General features: G+C 64.6%; 14 protein-coding genes and 4 tRNA genes. 7 read left to right on the forward strand and 11 right to left on the reverse strand.

Annotated features, from left to right (window positions below):
- Positions 1-57: 57 nt before the first annotated feature.
- Positions 58-585 (reverse strand): M48 family metallopeptidase, encoded by a 528-nt coding sequence (locus QYL93_RS21135; RefSeq protein WP_305745505.1) that lies wholly within the window; start codon positions 583-585, stop codon positions 58-60.
- A gap of 114 nt (positions 586-699) precedes the next feature.
- On the opposite strand from QYL93_RS21135, the gene QYL93_RS21140 reads away from it, so the two are divergent.
- Complete coding sequence (locus tag QYL93_RS21140) at positions 700-1,338, forward strand: energy transducer TonB (protein WP_305745506.1); 639 nt, start codon at positions 700-702, stop codon at positions 1,336-1,338.
- A 98-nt stretch (positions 1,339-1,436) separates the two neighbouring features.
- Here the strand turns inward: QYL93_RS21140 and QYL93_RS21145 are convergent, their stop codons facing one another.
- The 4 genes from QYL93_RS21145 to QYL93_RS21160 form a co-directional block, all read right to left on the reverse strand.
- Entirely contained in the window at positions 1,437-2,078 is a 642-nt protein-coding gene (locus QYL93_RS21145; protein WP_057200943.1) for a DUF6806 family protein, read from the reverse strand.
- A gap of 468 nt (positions 2,079-2,546) precedes the next feature.
- Positions 2,547-2,639: transfer RNA gene (locus tag QYL93_RS21150), tRNA-Leu, on the reverse strand.
- A 168-nt stretch (positions 2,640-2,807) separates the two neighbouring features.
- Positions 2,808-2,883 (reverse strand) — tRNA-Gly (locus tag QYL93_RS21155).
- A gap of 348 nt (positions 2,884-3,231) precedes the next feature.
- Positions 3,232-4,143, reverse strand: a complete 912-nt coding sequence (locus QYL93_RS21160; protein WP_305745507.1) for a glutaminase — start codon at positions 4,141-4,143, stop codon at positions 3,232-3,234.
- Between the two features lie 272 nt (positions 4,144-4,415).
- Between QYL93_RS21160 and QYL93_RS21165 the strand changes: the two genes are divergently transcribed.
- Positions 4,416-6,566 (forward strand): bifunctional diguanylate cyclase/phosphodiesterase, encoded by a 2,151-nt coding sequence (locus QYL93_RS21165; protein ID WP_305745597.1) that lies wholly within the window; start codon positions 4,416-4,418, stop codon positions 6,564-6,566.
- Positions 6,567-6,711: 145 nt separating this feature from the next.
- On the opposite strand, the gene QYL93_RS21170 is transcribed toward QYL93_RS21165, so the two are convergent.
- Both QYL93_RS21170 and QYL93_RS21175 read right to left on the reverse strand, forming a co-directional pair.
- Positions 6,712-6,785 (reverse strand) — tRNA-Cys (locus QYL93_RS21170).
- 50 nt (positions 6,786-6,835) lie between these two features.
- The gene (locus tag QYL93_RS21175) at positions 6,836-7,555 is read right to left on the reverse strand and encodes an aspartate/glutamate racemase family protein (protein WP_305745508.1); all 720 of its coding nucleotides are present in this window, start codon (positions 7,553-7,555) and stop codon (positions 6,836-6,838) included.
- Here QYL93_RS21175 and QYL93_RS21180 point away from each other — a divergent pair.
- The 5 genes from QYL93_RS21180 (at position 7,542) to QYL93_RS21200 (ending at position 10,818) form a co-directional block, all read left to right on the forward strand.
- The gene (locus QYL93_RS21180) at positions 7,542-8,372 is read left to right on the forward strand and encodes an AraC family transcriptional regulator (RefSeq protein WP_305745509.1); all 831 of its coding nucleotides are present in this window, start codon (positions 7,542-7,544) and stop codon (positions 8,370-8,372) included. The genes QYL93_RS21175 and QYL93_RS21180 overlap by 14 nt on opposite strands.
- An 8-nt stretch (positions 8,373-8,380) precedes the next feature.
- Complete coding sequence (locus QYL93_RS21185; protein ID WP_305745510.1) at positions 8,381-9,010, forward strand: hypothetical protein; 630 nt, start codon at positions 8,381-8,383, stop codon at positions 9,008-9,010.
- On the forward strand, positions 8,998-9,450 hold the full coding sequence (locus QYL93_RS21190; protein ID WP_305745511.1) for a hypothetical protein: 453 nt from the start codon (positions 8,998-9,000) through the stop codon (positions 9,448-9,450). The genes QYL93_RS21185 and QYL93_RS21190 overlap by 13 nt, the downstream gene beginning before the upstream one ends.
- Before the next feature lie 197 nt (positions 9,451-9,647).
- Entirely contained in the window at positions 9,648-10,103 is a 456-nt protein-coding gene (locus QYL93_RS21195; protein ID WP_305745512.1) for a hypothetical protein, read from the forward strand.
- A 46-nt stretch (positions 10,104-10,149) separates the two neighbouring features.
- Entirely contained in the window at positions 10,150-10,818 is a 669-nt protein-coding gene (locus tag QYL93_RS21200; RefSeq protein ID WP_305745513.1) for a hypothetical protein, read from the forward strand.
- A gap of 285 nt (positions 10,819-11,103) precedes the next feature.
- On the opposite strand, the gene QYL93_RS21205 is transcribed toward QYL93_RS21200, so the two are convergent.
- The 4 genes from QYL93_RS21205 to clpP form a co-directional block, all read right to left on the reverse strand.
- Positions 11,104-11,179: transfer RNA gene (locus QYL93_RS21205), tRNA-Gly, on the reverse strand.
- A gap of 158 nt (positions 11,180-11,337) precedes the next feature.
- Positions 11,338-13,764, reverse strand: a complete 2,427-nt coding sequence (gene lon, locus QYL93_RS21210) for an endopeptidase La (RefSeq protein ID WP_057200958.1) — start codon at positions 13,762-13,764, stop codon at positions 11,338-11,340.
- 148 nt (positions 13,765-13,912) lie between these two features.
- The gene (clpX, locus tag QYL93_RS21215; protein ID WP_057200959.1) at positions 13,913-15,178 is read right to left on the reverse strand and encodes an ATP-dependent Clp protease ATP-binding subunit ClpX; all 1,266 of its coding nucleotides are present in this window, start codon (positions 15,176-15,178) and stop codon (positions 13,913-13,915) included.
- Positions 15,179-15,379: 201 nt separating this feature from the next.
- Positions 15,380-15,988, reverse strand: coding sequence for an ATP-dependent Clp endopeptidase proteolytic subunit ClpP (gene clpP / locus QYL93_RS21220; protein ID WP_305745514.1), 609 nt, complete (start codon positions 15,986-15,988; stop codon positions 15,380-15,382).
- Positions 15,989-16,031: the final 43 nt, after the last annotated feature.

The raw sequence follows: 16,031 nt of genomic DNA on the forward strand, positions 1-16,031 counted from the left end.
ATCCGTATGAGCCCCGCCAGCGCTCGGCAACTCACCCCCTCGGTTTCGCCCACATCGTTACGCAGGCGCCCCACCCCACAGCCGCTCGCCGGAGTGCTCGACATGCGTGAGGTACAGGCGCAGGTCGAACTCGTACTGGTGGTATTGCGGCTCCATGTGCTGGCACAACTGGTAGAAGGCCTTGCCGTGGTCCTTCTCGCGCAGGTGCGCGAGTTCGTGCACCACGATCATGCGCAGAAACTCGTCCGGCCCCTGCTTGAACATCGCGGCAATGCGGATCTCGTGCTTGGTGGCCAGGCGATTGCCCTGCACCCGTGATACGGTGGTGTGCAGGCCCAGGGCATGCCGCACCACGTGGATCTTGTTGTCGAAGATGACCTTGTTGACGGTGCCCGCATTGCGCAGGTGGCGGCTTTTCAGCTCCTGCGCGTAGTCGTACAGCGCCTTGTCGCTGCGCACGGCATGGGCCTCGGGGTACTTCTTGAGCAGCGCCGCGCCCAGGCGGCCCTGGGCGAGCAGGTCGCGGGCCTGCTGCTGCAGGGGGGCGGGGTAGGACTGCAGGTAGGGCAATGCGGCGGCGGTCATAGGGTGAGAATTGTCGGCAACGAGGAACGGCGGCAGCCTTGAGGCACAGGCCAGGAAGTAATGCCCAGGGGCTATAGTGCATTTTTGCACCCCCGCGAGATGGATCGATCAGCCATGCGATTTCTGCACACCGTCGCGCTTGTAACGCTGCTGGCTTCGGCAAGCGCCACGGCCTCCCCAGAGTCTTCACCACCCACCGCATCTTCCGTTCAGACAAACATTGCGCAGCTGGAACAACAGCAGGCAGAGCTGATGAAAAAGCTCAAGAGCGATCTGGCGGGCATGGAAGAATCCTCCCGCAAGCGGGAACTCCAACGGCACCTCGCAGAGATCGAACGCCGTACGCAAGGGGCGTCGAACCTGTACGTGTCGCCCGCATCCCAAATGACGCCGGAGATGAAGATCTTCTTCGAGGGAACCATGCGGCGCCTGGAAGACTGCGGCACGCGCCATTTCCCGAGCCGAGATGGAAAGAAGCTCTATGGCAAAGGAGTGCTTAGACTCACCGTTGCCAGGAGCGGCGCCCTGGAGCAGGTGGAGATCATGGAGTCATCGAAGAACCGTTTGCTGGACAAGCACATGCTCAAGGTGGTTCGCGCATCGGCGCCTTTCGGCCCACCTCCAGCACAGCCGGTCATCGATGGCTCAACAACCTACCACCACCTGGTCCTGGTCACGCGCTTTCACTTCAACAAAGATGACGCACCACCGCCAGAGGACCTGCCGGAAAAGGAGCGGTGCCGATGGAAATGAGGAAGGCGGCAACGGACTCTTCACTCTCCAGCCGCAGGTAGCCGCCCACAGCCGGAGTCCCCTGCTGATCGCCCCCGCGGCGCGTGCAACGAACGAGCTCAGTGCAGGTGGCGCGGGCGGCGGCCGCCGCCACCATGGCCGCTGCCGCCCGAGCCGCCGCCACCGGGGCCGCGCGGGGGCTTGCCGATCTCCAGCGAGTTCACCAGGGCATCGAAGCGCTGGCTGAACAGCTTGTCGATCTCGGCCACCACACCACCCAGCTCGGCGCCGTCGAAATGGCGTTCCATCATGTTCACCACGTCCTGCACCAGCAGGTCGCGCTGCACCTGCATGATGGCGGCCGGCGTGGGGCCCACGAAGAGCATCAGAAAGTCATCGCGCGACTCGGCGCCCTCTTCGCCGTCTTCGTCTTCATCGAAGTCGGCGTCGTAGAAGGTGACCTCGATGGCAGCGCCCAGTTCGGACAGCTCGTTGAGGCTCATGCACATCTCGTCCAGCGACTGGCGGAAGTCCTCATCGCCGCGCACGGTCCAGCACATCTGCAGCAAATGCTCCTGCGCGTCGAACTTGATGCCCGGCTCTTCTTCATAGGCACTGGCAGCGCCATCGGCCAAAGAACGCGCGCCAGCGTACTTCCACAAGGGCTTCAAGGCCTCCTGGATCTGGTCGAAGCTGGCATCGGCGCGCAGCTGGACCTGGCCGTGGACGTGGATTTCGAAGGGTGCGTTGTAACTTGACATGACTGAATCGTAATAGTGCCCGTAGCCGGGGTCGGCAAGCCTCATGCCTGCTGGCTTGCCCTGGAATGGGGGAAAGATGGAGCCTTGTCGGCGCTGGTGCAGCCTTTCAGCCCCACGATAGCGCTATTTTCTCATGGCGCCAAGGCCATTTGGATCGCGTGGCGCAGAAGCCATTGCGCTGAGCCCGGCGCATGGGGCGTACGGCACAACCTGCATGCCATCAATGGGGTATTCCCATCCGATCGAAAACGGCTGCCGGTGACTGCTTGCCAGCAACCGGGCCGGCGCCTTGCCCGGTCTGCGCACCAACCCGTGTCCGCGCCGGTTAAGTGGGAAAAAACGGGAAACGAAACTTCAGAAGTGTTCCGCACAGCACGGAAACCCAGTGCATCCCAACCGATGCACCCCCATGATTTCAATCGATTTTCCCCATTGCAGGGAAGACCAAGGAGATTGAAATGCTTGTGTTGGTGCCCCGAGCCGGGGTCGAACCGGCACGCCCCTTTTCAGGAAAGCGGCGGATTTTAAGTCCGCAGTGTCTACCAATTTCACCATCGGGGCGCCGGCTGACCACGGCGGCCGTGCAAGGCACGGATCTGCATGGCAGCGTAGCGTGGGCCGTGCGGGTGTGCAATGCCCTGTCGCATCCGGTCACACAATGGCGCCATCAGAAGCTGCCATTGCACGACACCAAGAAAAAAGGGAAGCCTAAGCTTCCCTTTTTGAATCTGGAGCGGGAAAAGAGTCTCGAACTCTCGACCTCAACCTTGGCAAGGTTGCGCTCTACCAACTGAGCTATTCCCGCATTTCACTGTGCTGCTGTCGTTACCGTCAGTCTGCATCAGCAAGACTCAAATTATAGCGCCATTTTTTGGGCTTGCAAACTTCGGCGCCAAAAAATTTGCGTCTGCCTTGCGCGGCACGGGGCGGGTGCCTGCAGATCGAGCTTGAGTCGCCCATGCTCCACCCGGAAAAAAGCCCGTATGGAGGCGGGCTTGAACTCGTGATGGTCACGAGGGGAGGAAGCCGCTGGTGCTGCGGCGGTTCCATGCTACTACGGAACCGGCGTGCAGTGTGCAGGATCGGCGGCCTTGGTCGTGGAGGACATCCTCACTGGCCTGCTGCGCAGCGCGGCCGTGCCGAGGGTCCGCAATCAGAACACCGACAGCCCGGTCCTGGCGGTGAACAGTTCCAGCGCGTGCATGCCCAGCAGCGAGTTTCCGGTTGCATCGAGCGCGGGCGACCACACGCACAGGCTCAGGCGGTCAGGAACCACCGCCACGATGCCACCGCCCACGCCGCTCTTGCAGGGCAGGCCGATGCGGAACGCGAACTCTCCGGCCGCGTCGTAGGTGCCACAGGTCAGCATCAGCGAATTGATGCGGCGCGTCTGCCGCTCGGTCAGCAGCTGCTCGCCACTGAACGGGTGGCGGCCATCGCGGCACAGGTAGCCGGTGGCCCGCGCAAGCTGCAGGCAGCTCATGCCCACCGCGCAGTGGTGGAAGTAGGCATCCAGCACGGCTGCGACATCGTTGTCGATCTTGCCGAAGCTTTTCATGAAGTTGCCCAGCGCCATGTTGCGAAAGCCGGTGGCGGCTTCCGAGGCGGCCACCTCCTCGTCAAAGTGCACCGGCTCGTTGCACAGGCTGGACAACAGCTCCAGCATGGCGGCCTTGGCGTCGCCCTGGCTGACCAGGCGATCGGTGACGGCAATCGCACCGGCATTGATGAAGGGGTTGCGCGGCGTCCCCTGCTCGGCCTCGAGCTGCACCAGCGAATTGAACGGGTTGCCCGAGGGTTCGCGGCCGATGCGGTCCCACAGGGTGTCGCCCAAAGCACCCATCCCCAGGGTCAGGGAAAAGAGCTTGGAGATGCTCTGGATCGAGAACGGTGTACCGCTGTCGCCGGCCTGCGCCTCCTGGTCATCGCAGGTGCGCAGCGCGATGCCGAACTGGGCCGCCGGCACCCGCGCCAGCGCCGGGATGTAGTTGGCCACCTGGCCTTGTGCGCCCAGCAGAGGGCGCACTGTCTCGACGATTTCTTCAAGAATGGGCTGGAATTGCATGGTGTGATTGTCGATCAGCCATCCACAGACGGAAGCGGCCCGACGGGCCTTTCACCTACAGCGCAGCGCGAACACCCCTGGGAAGATGGTCAGCTTGCATTTTCTAACGGTTTTTCCATGCGACAGAGTTACGCTTTCCGTCGTTCGGGCCGTGTTCAGAACTTTGTTCCAAACGGTTCGCACTGGAGAGGGCGCCATGCTCGCCCGGCCTGCCCACTGTCAGGCCATTTCTGCATCTTTGATCGGGATCGGAAGCTTTCGTGACAGCGTTCATGCCTTCGAGCTACAACCTCTTCCTGGTGGCGGTGTCGCTGGCCATGGCCATGTTCGCCTCCTACGTGAGCTTCGACATGGCCCGCAGGGTGCGCACCTCGCAACGCGGCATCGGCCTGGCCTGGTGGGCTGCGGGTTCGCTGGTCATGGGAACCGGCATCTGGTCCATGCATTTCGTAGGCATGCAGGCGCTGGAGCTGCCCATTCCCATCGGCTACTCGCAGGGGCTGACCTTCGCGTCCTGGCTGGCGGCGGTTGCGGCATCCGGCATGGCCCTGGAACTGGCCAGCCGAAAGCGGCTCGACAAACTGCGCATCCTGCTCGGCGCCATGGCGATGGGCGGCGGCATCACCGCCATGCACTACCTGGGCATGGCCGCCATGCGCATGTCGCCCGGCATCACCTGGAACATGCCGCTGGTGGCGCTGTCGGTGCTGGTGTCGTTCCTCGCGTCCACGCTGGCGCTGCTCATCTTCAAGCTGCTGCGCCGGGTGGAGCGGCCTCGGCGCATGGGTTATCAGTTGGCGGCGGCATTCGTGTTCGCCATGGCGATCTGCGGCACGCACTACCTGGGCATGGCGGCCGCCAGCTTCGCGGCGGGCTCGGTCTGCCTGACTGCCGGCGAGCTGGGTGGGCCCGGCCTGCAGACGGCTGTGGCAATGATTGCGGGCGCACTGCTGGTGGTCACCTTGCTCACGTCCATCCTGGATTCCAGGCTGCAGCGCGCCGCGCGAGGCGCATCGCATTCCATGCACGAGAGCAACGCACGCCTGCAGGCCGCCAACGAAGAGCTCCAGCAGCGCGCCTTTGCCGACCCGTTGACGGGGCTGCCCAACCGCCTGCTGTTCGAGGACCGCCTGGCCCAGGCCACCCGCCGGCTGGAGCGCAGCAACCACGACGGGGTGGTCGAACGCATGGCCGTGCTGTTCGTGGACCTGGACGGGTTCAAGCCCATCAATGACTCGTTCGGGCATGCGGTGGGCGATGTCGTGATCCGCAAGGCGGCATCGCGCCTGCGCGACGAGGCCCGCGACTGCGACACCGTGGCCCGCGTGGGTGGCGACGAGTTCCTGATCCTGCTCAACGACGTTGCCGACGAACAAGCCAGCATTTCTGTGGCCCAAAGGGTGCTGGCGTCGTTGTCGCAGCCCTTCGAGGCATCGGGGCGGCGCATCGAGATCTCCTGCTCCATCGGCATCGTGGTGCACCCGGGCCACAGCGAGAGCAACAAGATCGTGGCCAATGCCGACGCAGCGATGTACGCCGCCAAGCGCGCAGGCGGCAGCTGCTACGCATTGTTCGAGCCCCATATGGTGTCCGACGTGTCGGAGCAGCTGGCACTGCAGAGCGACCTGCGCCATGCGCTGGAGCGGGGACAACTGTCCCTGCACTACCAGCCCAAGATCGACGGGCGGCGGGGCCAGATCAGCGGTGTCGAGGCCCTGCTGCGCTGGAATCACCCGCTCCACGGCATGGTCAGCCCGCTCGTGTTCATTCCTCTGGCGGAGCGGATAGGCCTCATCGGCCGTCTCGGCCAATGGGTCATCGACGAGGCCTGCCGCCAGACCGCTGAGTGGGGCCGCGACGGCCTGCGCATGCGCGTGGCGGTGAACCTGTCCGTACACCAGTTGCGCGACAAAGGCCTGGTCGACCGCATCGGGCAGACCCTACAGGACCATGGCCTGGACGCATCGCAGCTGCTGTGCGAGATCACAGAGACCGTGGCGATGGAGGACATCAAGGCCGTGCAGCACACCTTCGAGGGGCTCGGCGATATCGGCGTGTACCTGTCCATCGACGACTTTGGCACAGGCTACTCCAGCCTGCGCTACCTGAGCCAGTTGCCCGCCCGGCAGCTCAAGATCGACCGCAGTTTCGTGGGAGACCTTGAACACAGCACCAACGCACGCGCCGTGGTGGCCGCCGTGGTGGGCCTGGCCCACGCCCTGGGCCTGCGTGTTGTGGCCGAGGGGGTGGAGACCGAGCGACAGCGCGACATTCTCCTGGCCATGGAGTGCGACGAACTGCAGGGCTTTCTGTTCGCGCGCCCCATGCCACCCGCCGCCCTGCTGGCATGGGCCCATGGGGCCAAGCCCGAAGGCGGTGCCGACTTCACGCCCTCGCTGGTGGGTGCACTCGCGCCCCTGTGAGCGCGGGCACGGGCTTGCCATGCGAACCCCCAACAAAGCGACCCCGTCCATCCAGCCCGGTGGGAGGATTGCCGAGAAACGGCCATAACAAAAAAGCCCGCTATCGATGCGATAGCGGGCTTTTCAATACTGGCTTCAAGAATTCTGGAGGCGCGAACCAGAGTCGAACTGGTCTAACCGGATTTGCAATCCGGGGCATAACCGATTTGCTATCGCGCCGCTAGCCTCAGATTCTAACCGAATTTGCAGGCACCGTTGCCAACCGCCGGCTACTGCAGCGCAAAATCTACCGCCGCTTTCGCATGCAGGGCCGTGGTGTCCAGCAGTGGCAGCGGGCTGTGGCCTTGCTGCACCAGCAGCGATATCTCGGTGCAACCCAGCACGATGGCGTCGCAGCCCTGGGCCTGCAGTTGCGCAATGGCTTGCTGGTAGAAGAGGCGCGACGCATCGCGCACGATGCCCTGGCACAACTCTTCGTAGATCACGCGGTGCACTTCGGCGCGGGTGGGCCCGTCAGGCGTGGCGACTTCAAGGCCGTAGTCCTGCACCAGCTTGTCCTTGAGAAATGCCTGCTCCATGGTGAACGCCGTGGCCAGCAGGCCCAGCTTGCGCAGCCCTTGCCGTCGCGCAGCCTGTCCCACGGGGTCGGCGATGTGCAGAAACGGCAGCGGCGTGGCGGCGGCAATGGTGCCGGCCAGCTTGTGCATGGTGTTCGTGCACAGCACGATGGCGTCGGCGCCCGCAGCGTGCAGCATGCGGGCGCTGTCAGCCAGCAGGGCGCCGGCGTCGTCCCAGCGGCCTTCGTGCTGGGCCTGGGCGATGGGGCCGAAGTCCACGCTGTGGATGAGCAATTGCGCCGAGCGCAGCGGCCCCAGGCGCTTGCGCACTTCCTGGTTCATCAGGCGGTAGTACTCGGCGGTCGATTCCCAGCTCATGCCGCCGATCAGACCTATGGTCTTCACATGGATCTCCTGGTTGAAAGCTGCCATCATCCCCACCGTGCATTCCATCGTCTATCACGGAATTTCAGCCGCTCCGGGTCCTGCCGCCTTCACGGTGGAACTGCTCGCGCGCTCGCCCTACAGTGCACGGGACGATGCGCAGCGGGCCTCCTTCGGCATTGCGCTGGAGCGCCAGCGCGGCGTTCACGCCATAGGCACCGACCGGCGCGAGGACTTCGACACCTGGGTGGGCACGATGTCGTTCACGCCGCCGGGCCTGGATGTGTTCTCGGAATCGGCCACGGGCGGCGAGTACCTGGTGGTCCGCTGGGATGCATCCCGTGCGGATGCCGGGCAGCCCGCAACCCGCCCGCAGCGCACCGCACCCCCTGCCCTGCTGCTGCAGGCCCTGGCACTGCGCGGGCTGCTGGTGCGGCAGGCACCGCCCGGGCAGGTGGAGGCGTTGGTGCAGGCTTTTCTGGCCGGGCTCGACGCCGTCCATGCGGCCCCGGCCAGCGCCCAGGCCCTAGCAGCACTGCGACCGCTGTACGCGCGCGTGCTGGAGCGCATCGATGACGAGATCGGCCACCCCGACGAAGACCTGTCGCTCGCGGCGTTGAGCGCCCGGGTGCAGCACACACCGCTGGTCTTTCTGCGCCACTTCAAACAGCTGACCGGCATGACGCCGCACGCCTACGTGAACGAGCGCCGGCTGCAACGTGCGCGGCATCTGCTGCACGCACCGCACGGTACGCTGGCCGACGTGGCCGCCACGGCGGGCTACGCCAGCCAGTCGCACATGGGTACGGCCTTGCTCAAAGCCTTGGGACTGACGCCCTCGGCGTACCGGCGCGGGTCCCGCTGAACCCCACCATGATCCAGGACGCCACACCGCCACCCCGCCGCGTTGCACTCCGCGACCAGCACCCCATCCCCAGCAGGAGCCCATGGCTGCGGGCCACCTGCCTGGCTGCAGCGCTGACCATGGGCGCAGGGACGGAGACCCACGGCACACCACCCGCGCGCCCGCCTGCGGGCACCGACGTGGACGAAACCCGCACCGTGGCCCAGCGCACGCGCGCGCCTGCAGACTGCCTGTCGGTGGTGCAGGAGGGCGTCACGGTGCTGCTGGACCGCAGCGAGCTCAGTCGCCAGGCCCACGCCAAACCCACGCAGTGGAAGACCGAGGCCGAGCGCATGGCCCTGATCGACGGGCGGCGCGCGGCGGCGCTGCTGCAGGCCGCCGCCCCCGCCCGGGGTGGCGGCCCAGCCTGCCACCAGGTCACACAAACACTGGACGGCGAAGACCAGTTCGTGGTGCTCGCCCACCTGGAGCGCGGCGCGGCGGCCGTGCTGCCCGCAGGCGCCACGCAGCCCGTGCCTTCCGTGGCCATCCGCTACCTGGGCCAGCGCTGCGGCCCGCTGTGCGGGCGCGGGAGCATCATGGTGTCCATCCCCGGGCAGCAGCGGCCTTTCATGGTCACGCACTGGTGGGCGTCCTGAAGCCGTCCTGGAAAAAGCAGCTTGTCCTGGCCGTGGTGCTGGCCGCCGCGACCGGCGCCCTAATGCTCTGGTGGCTGCTGCACCAGCAGCACCTGCCCACAGAGGCCATCGCCACCGCCCAGGCCTTTGTACGCGACGTGGAGCAGCGCGACTACGCAGCGGCATTCGGGCGCACGCTGGCCGGCCCCGCCACCGGCACGACGCCCCTCCAACTGCAGACCAACGCACAACGCCAGCTGTGTCCTCCCGCCCGCTTGGACTACACCCTCCCATTCCAATCGCATGGCAACCGGTTGCGCCGATGGGCTGCCGGCCGCACGCTCGACGAACCGCAGGTGCGCGTGGAATTCGTGGGCAGCCCCTGCCTGTTTGGCATCACGCTTCGGCGCACAGCAGACGGCCAATGGAAGGTGGTGGGTTTTGCCAGCCACGCGGGGTAGGACGTTACCTGCGCTCGAAGGTATGCTCGCCCTCCAGCGCCCCTCCTGCGCCCGGGGACTGGGGCTCCATCCATGAATGCGACAACGAGGACCGCGTCTCCATGCTCCGCCTTTTGAAGATATTCGCCTGGTGCACTGCACTGCTTGCCGGCAGCGCCATGTCCCAACCCACCGCCCCCTGCAGCAGCGGTACGGGGATGCTAGCCAACACCTCCTGGCAACTGGTCCCGCGCCAGGGCATCACCTGCGGCACCTTGCAGGTCAGCATGGGCCAGAATCGCGAAGCGCTGCGCAAGGCGATGGGCGCAGCGGGCTTTGTGCCACCCAAGCCCGGCAGCTACCCCGACGAGGACGACTTCCTCACCGCCGACAAATCCACTTTCATCCGCGTGCGCTACGACGGCAGCAAGGTGCAGGACATCGAATTCCTCGCCGGCACGCTGAAGTACCAGGGCGTGGACCTGCACCGCAACACCAGCTTCGCCAAACTCAAGCGCCAGTTCAAGGCGATGAAGCTCAGTTTTCGGAACACGAAATGGCTGGGTGACGGCCAGGACTGCCCCGAGCTCGCGATCAACATTGCCAGGCACGAAGACGTGGGCGGCGATGGCGACGGAATCGAGTGGGTGATTCTGAGCAGCACCTTCAAGTAACGTGCTCCGCTATCCTGATCAGCAAGCTGTTTCGGAGGTTTCCACCATGCCCACAAGCGGACACTCGCCAAGGCTCTGCGCCTCGGTCCTGCACGGCGCTCTGGTTCTGCTGCTGGTGGGGGCCGCATCAGCGCAGCCAGCCGCTGCGCAGGACCACTGCGTGCGCCTCATCTGCGGCAAAGGCAGCGAAGACGACTATTGCACCATCCGCCCCGCCCAGTTGGTGGCCCGCATGCCTGCAGCCTTCGCGATAGTGTCGGTTCGCGGCAACACGCTCGTAGCCACCCAAGGGGATGCGACTACCGCCAATTGCGCCCCCGCGAAGCGCCTGGCCCAGGAAGTCTCCCTGGACAGAGCCAGCCTCTACGGGTCCGTGGAAATCACAGGCCAACTCCAGGCAACCGGCATCCTGCGGTTCGAGCCCAACGATGGCGGTGAACTGGAATTCAGACCCGGACGGGAAACATTCAAGGGCACCGGCCCGTTCTTTCGGGCCAACTTCCAGCGCATCAAGCTCGACTCTGCGCGACCTGCGGTCAACGTGGTCCCGCCGCGCCCACTGGCCGGCGCCGACTGCTGGCAGGCCCAGGCCACGGCACAGCTGTCGGACTTCTCGGTGCTGGTCGGCGACACCTCTGCGGCAGGAACCTATCCTCGCCGGGCGCGAATCACCGCCGTCCGCGGCTTCACCCGCTGCACATGGGGTGGCCCCTGAGCATCTGCCAGGCCGTGCTGGCGCAGGCATCGGAGTTGGAGACGGTATGAGGGGCTGAGCGATGCGGTTCGGCGTGCGGCGATGGAGCCACCCGCATCGGCAAGCGCGAGCGCCGTGCAGCGCTGCAGGCGCAACGACTGCGCGGGGGTGACTGAGCAAAGGAAGCTGCCACCCGGCAGCGGCCGACAGGCAAGGAGATGACCAAGCGCAGAGGATGGCGAAAAACAAAAAAGGATCCCGAAGGATCCTTTTTGTTTGCCGGCTGCCTGAGCAGCCTGCGATGTATGGAGCGGGAAAAGAGTCTCGAACTCTCGACCTCAACCTTGGCAAGGTTGCGCTCTACCAACTGAGCTATTCCCGCATTTTACCGAAGCCTTACATTGTACATCGTTTAGTACGTTGTGTGCTGCGATGGAGTGAATTGTAGCGCATTTTTTGGGGGTCTCTGAAAGTCCCCTCAAAAAATTTGCGATGCCTTCACTCCATCGACTTTTTACCCAGCAGCTTCGCTACCAGGTATCAGTGCTTGAGGCCATCTGCCGCAGGCGCAGCAGCCTTGTCGGTCGATGGCGCAGGCGCCACGGCCACCTCTTCGTCCGTCAGGGGCACGGGCATGGTTTCGAGGGCGATTTCCAGCACCTTGTCGATCCAGCGCACGGGCACGATCTCCAGACCGCTTTTGACGTTGTCCGGGATCTCGGCCAGGTCCTTCACGTTCTCTTCAGGGATCAGCACCGTCTTGATGCCGCCGCGCAGGGCCGCGAGCAGCTTCTCCTTCAGGCCGCCGATGGCGGTGACTTCGCCGCGCAGCGTGATCTCGCCGGTCATGGCCACGTCGGCGCGCACGGGGATGCCCGTGAGTGCCGAGACGAAGGCCGTGGTCATGGCGGCACCGGCGCTCGGGCCGTCCTTGGGGGTGGCGCCGTCGGGCACGTGGATGTGGATGTCGCGCTTCTCGAAGGCTTCGTCCTTGATGCCCAGGATGCGCGAGCGGCTGCGCACCACAGTGCGGGCGGCCTCGACGGATTCCTTCATCACGTCGCCCAGCGAGCCGGTGCGCGTGATCACGCCCTTGCCGGGCATGGCGGCGGCTTCGATGGTGAGCAGGTCGCCACCCACCTCGGTCCACGCCAGGCCGACCACTTGGCCCACCTGGTTCTGCGCCTCGGCACGGCCGTAGGTGTACTTGCGCACACCCAGAAAGTCGGGCAGGTTGTCGGCGGTGACGACGACTTGCGGCTCGTACTTCTTGAGCTGCAGGCCCTTGACCACCTTGCGGCAGATCTTGGACAGCTCGCGCTCCAGCGAGCGCACGCCGGCTTCGCGGGTGTAGTAGCGCACCATGTCGCGCACGGCGGGCTCAGTGATCTCCAGCTCCTCGTCCTTCACGCCATTGTTCTTGAGCTGCTTGGGCAGCAGGTACTTCATGGCGATGCTGGTCTTCTCGTCCTCGGTGTAACCCGACAGGCGGATCACCTCCATGCGGTCGAGCAGGGCCGGCGGGATGTTCATCGAGTTCGACGTGGCGACGAACATCACGTCGGAGAGGTCGAAGTCCACCTCGACGTAGTGGTCGCCGAAGGTGTGGTTCTGCTCGGGGTCCAGCACCTCCAGCAGCGCACTCGACGGGTCGCCACGGAAGTCGGTACCGAGCTTGTCGATCTCGTCGAGCAGGAACAGCGGATTGCGCGTGCCCACCTTCGAGAGGCTCTGCAGCACCTTGCCCGGCAAAGCGCCGATGTAGGTGCGGCGGTGCCCGCGGATCTCGGCCTCGTCGCGCATGCCGCCCAGGGCCATGCGCACGTACTTGCGCCCGGTGGCCTTGGCGATCGACTGGCCCAGCGAGGTCTTGCCCACGCCAGGAGGGCCCACCAGGCACAGGATGGGCGCCTTCACCTTGTCCACGCGCTGCTGCACTGCGAGGTACTCAAGGATGCGGTCCTTGACCTTGTCCAGGCCGAAGTGGTCTTCGTTGAGCACGCCTTCGGCATTCACCAGGTCGTGCTTGATCTTGGTCTTCTTGGCCCAAGGCAGTGCCGTGAGCACGTCGATGTAGTTGCGCACCACGGTGGCCTCGGCCGACATGGGCGACATGAGCTTGAGCTTCTTGAACTCGGCATCGGCCTTCTTGCGCGCCTCGGCAGGCATCTTGGCGAGCTTGATCTTCTTTTCGATCTCCTCGATGTCCGCGCCCTCTTCGCCCTCGCCCAGTTCCTTCTGGATGGCCTTGACCTGCTCGTTGAGGTAGAAGTCGCGCTGGTTCTTCTCCATCTGGCGCTTCACGCGGCCACGGATCTTCTTGTCCACGTTCAGGATGTCGACCTCGCGGTCGAGCTGCTCGAACAGGTTCTCCAGGCGCGCCTTCACGTCCGACAGGTCGAGCACGATCTGCTTGTTCTCAAGCTTGAGCGGCAGGTGCGCGGCAATCGTGTCGGCCAGACGACCCGGATCATCGATGCTGGAGATGCTGGTGAGGATCTCGGGCGGGATCTTCTTGTTGAGCTTGACGTACTGGTCAAACTGCTGCATCACCGCGCGGCGCAGGGCCTCGATCTCGCTGGGCTTGGTGGCCTCGGCGGACTGCTCCACGGGCGTCACGGTGGCGTTGAAGTGCGTCTCGGCGTCTTCGATGGAAGACACCAGTGCGCGCTGCTGGCCTTCGACCAGCACCTTCACGGTGCCGTCAGGCAGCTTGAGCATCTGCAGGATCGTGGAGACGCAGCCGACGTCGAACATGTCGGCCACCGAGGGCTCGTCCTTGGCGGCGGCCTTCTGGGCCACCAGCATGATGCGGCGGTCGGCCTCCATGGCCAGCTCCAGCGCCTTGATGCTCTTGGGGCGGCCCACGAAGAGCGGTATCACCATGTGGGGGAACACCACCACGTCGCGCAGGGGCAACAGCGGCAGGTCAATGGGGGTGGCTGGCAGGGGGGTATGTCCGGACATGGAAATCCTCAGTTAACTCTGTGGAATATGGTCCACATGTGGGGATTTTCAACCCCCGTGCCCAGCCGTGCTGGCACAAGGGTTGAATGGCGGCGTAGCCAGGCGCGGTGCATGCAAGAAGGGGCTTGCATGGCACCACGGGGACATGTCAGGCCTTCTTGGCCGCTTCTCGGTACACGAGGAGCGGCGGCTTGCTTTCGTCGATGGTGGATTCGTCCACCACGACCTTCTCGACATTGCTCTGGTTGGGCAGGTCGAACATGGTGCCGATCAGGGACTGCTCCAGGATCGAACGCAGGCCCCGGGCACCGGTCTTGCGCGCCAGCGCCTTGCGGGCGATGGCCTTGAGCGCTGCAGGACGGATCTCCAGGTCCACGCCTTCCATGGCCAGGAGCTTGCTGTACTGCTTGACCAGCGCATTCTTGGGCGCGGTCAGGATCTCGACCAGCGCGTCTTCGCTGAGCTCGGCCAGGGCCGTCACCACGGGCATGCGGCCCACGAGTTCGGGTATCAGGCCGAACTTGATCAAATCCTCGGGCTCGATCTCGGTGAACACCTCGGTCAGCGAGCGCTGCTTCTTGCTCTTGACCGATGCGCCAAAACCGATGCCCGATGCCTCGGTGCGGTTCTCGATCACCTTCTCCAGGCCGGCGAACGCGCCGCCGCAGATGAACAAAATGTTGGTCGTGTCGATCTGCAAGAAGTCCTGGTTCGGGTGCTTGCGCCCGCCCTGGGGCGGCACGCTGGCCATGGTGCCTTCGATCAGCTTGAGCAGCGCCTGCTGCACGCCCTCGCCCGACACGTCGCGGGTGATGGAGGGGTTGTCCGACTTGCGCGAGATCTTGTCGATCTCGTCGATGTAGACGATGCCGCGCTGGGCCCGCTCGACTTCGTAGTTGCAGCTTTGCAGCAGCTTCTGGACGATGTTCTCCACGTCCTCGCCCACGTAGCCGGCTTCCGTCAGCGTGGTGGCGTCGGCCATCACGAAGGGCACGTCCAGCATGCGCGCCAAGGTCTGGGCCAGCAGCGTCTTGCCCGAACCCGTGGGCCCGATCAAGAGGATGTTGCTCTTGGACAGCTCGATGTCGTCCTTGTGCGCCTTGTCCTTGTGGCGCAGGCGCTTGTAGTGGTTGTACACCGCGACAGCCAGCGTGCGCTTGGCCACGTCCTGGCCGATGACATAGTTGTCCAGGTTGGACTTGATCTCCAGGGGCGTGGGCAGGTCGCTCTTGGCGTCCTTGGCCAGGTCGCCGGAGGGCAGCTCGTCACGGATGATTTCGTTGCACAGGTCAATGCACTCGTCGCAGATAAAGACGGACGGTCCGGCGATCAGCTTCTTCACTTCGTGCTGGCTTTTGCCGCAGAAAGAGCAGTAGAGGGTTTTCTCGCTGGAGGAGCCTTTTTTCTCGGCCATGGGGGCAATGCCTTGTTACGGAAAGTTGTCGGGAGATGATAACCAAATAAAAAGCGGCGCTGTTTCCCCGGGAAACTGCCTGCTTTCCAGGGCGGGAATGCACCGCACTCCACCCAAGCCTACAGGAGGGAGGCACCAGGCAAGCCGGGTGCCCCCCGTTTTCAGGGAAACCAACGCCGCTGACCGATCACGCTACCCTTATCAGGGGCGCTTGGCGATCACCTGGTCAACCAGGCCGTAGTCCTTGGCCTCGTCGGCCGTGAGGAAGTAATCGCGCTCGGTGTCGTTCTTGACCTTTTCCAGCGGCTGGCCCGTGCGCTCGGCCAGGATGCGGTTCATCTGGTCCTTGGTGCGCAGGATGTCGCGCGCATGGATCTCGATGTCGGTGGCCTGGCCGCGTGCGCCGCCCAGCACCTGGTGGATCATGACCTTGGAGTTGGGCAGCGAAAAACGCTTGCCCTTGGCGCCGGCCGCCAGCAGGAAGGCGCCCATGCTGGCCGCAAAGCCCACGCACATGGTCGACACATCGGGCTTGATGAACTGCATGGTGTCGTAGATGGCCATGCCGGCCGTCACGCTGCCACCCGGCGAGTTGATGTAGAACGAAATGTCCTTGTCGGGGTTCTCGCTCTCCAAAAAGAGCAGCTGCGCCACCACCAGGTTGGCGGTCTGGTCGTTGACCTCGCCCACCAGAAAGATGATGCGCTCCTTGAGCAGGCGCGAATAGATGTCGTAGGAGCGCTCGCCGCGTCCCGACTGCTCGATGACCATGGGGACCATGCCCAGGGCTTGTGTATCCAGTGAACTCATGTTTTCTCCAGTGCAAGCACGTACTGTACCCAGAAATGAATTG

This window comes from Acidovorax sp. A1169 (assembly GCF_030704685.1).
Taxonomy (GTDB): Bacteria; Pseudomonadota; Gammaproteobacteria; order Burkholderiales; family Burkholderiaceae_C; genus Acidovorax.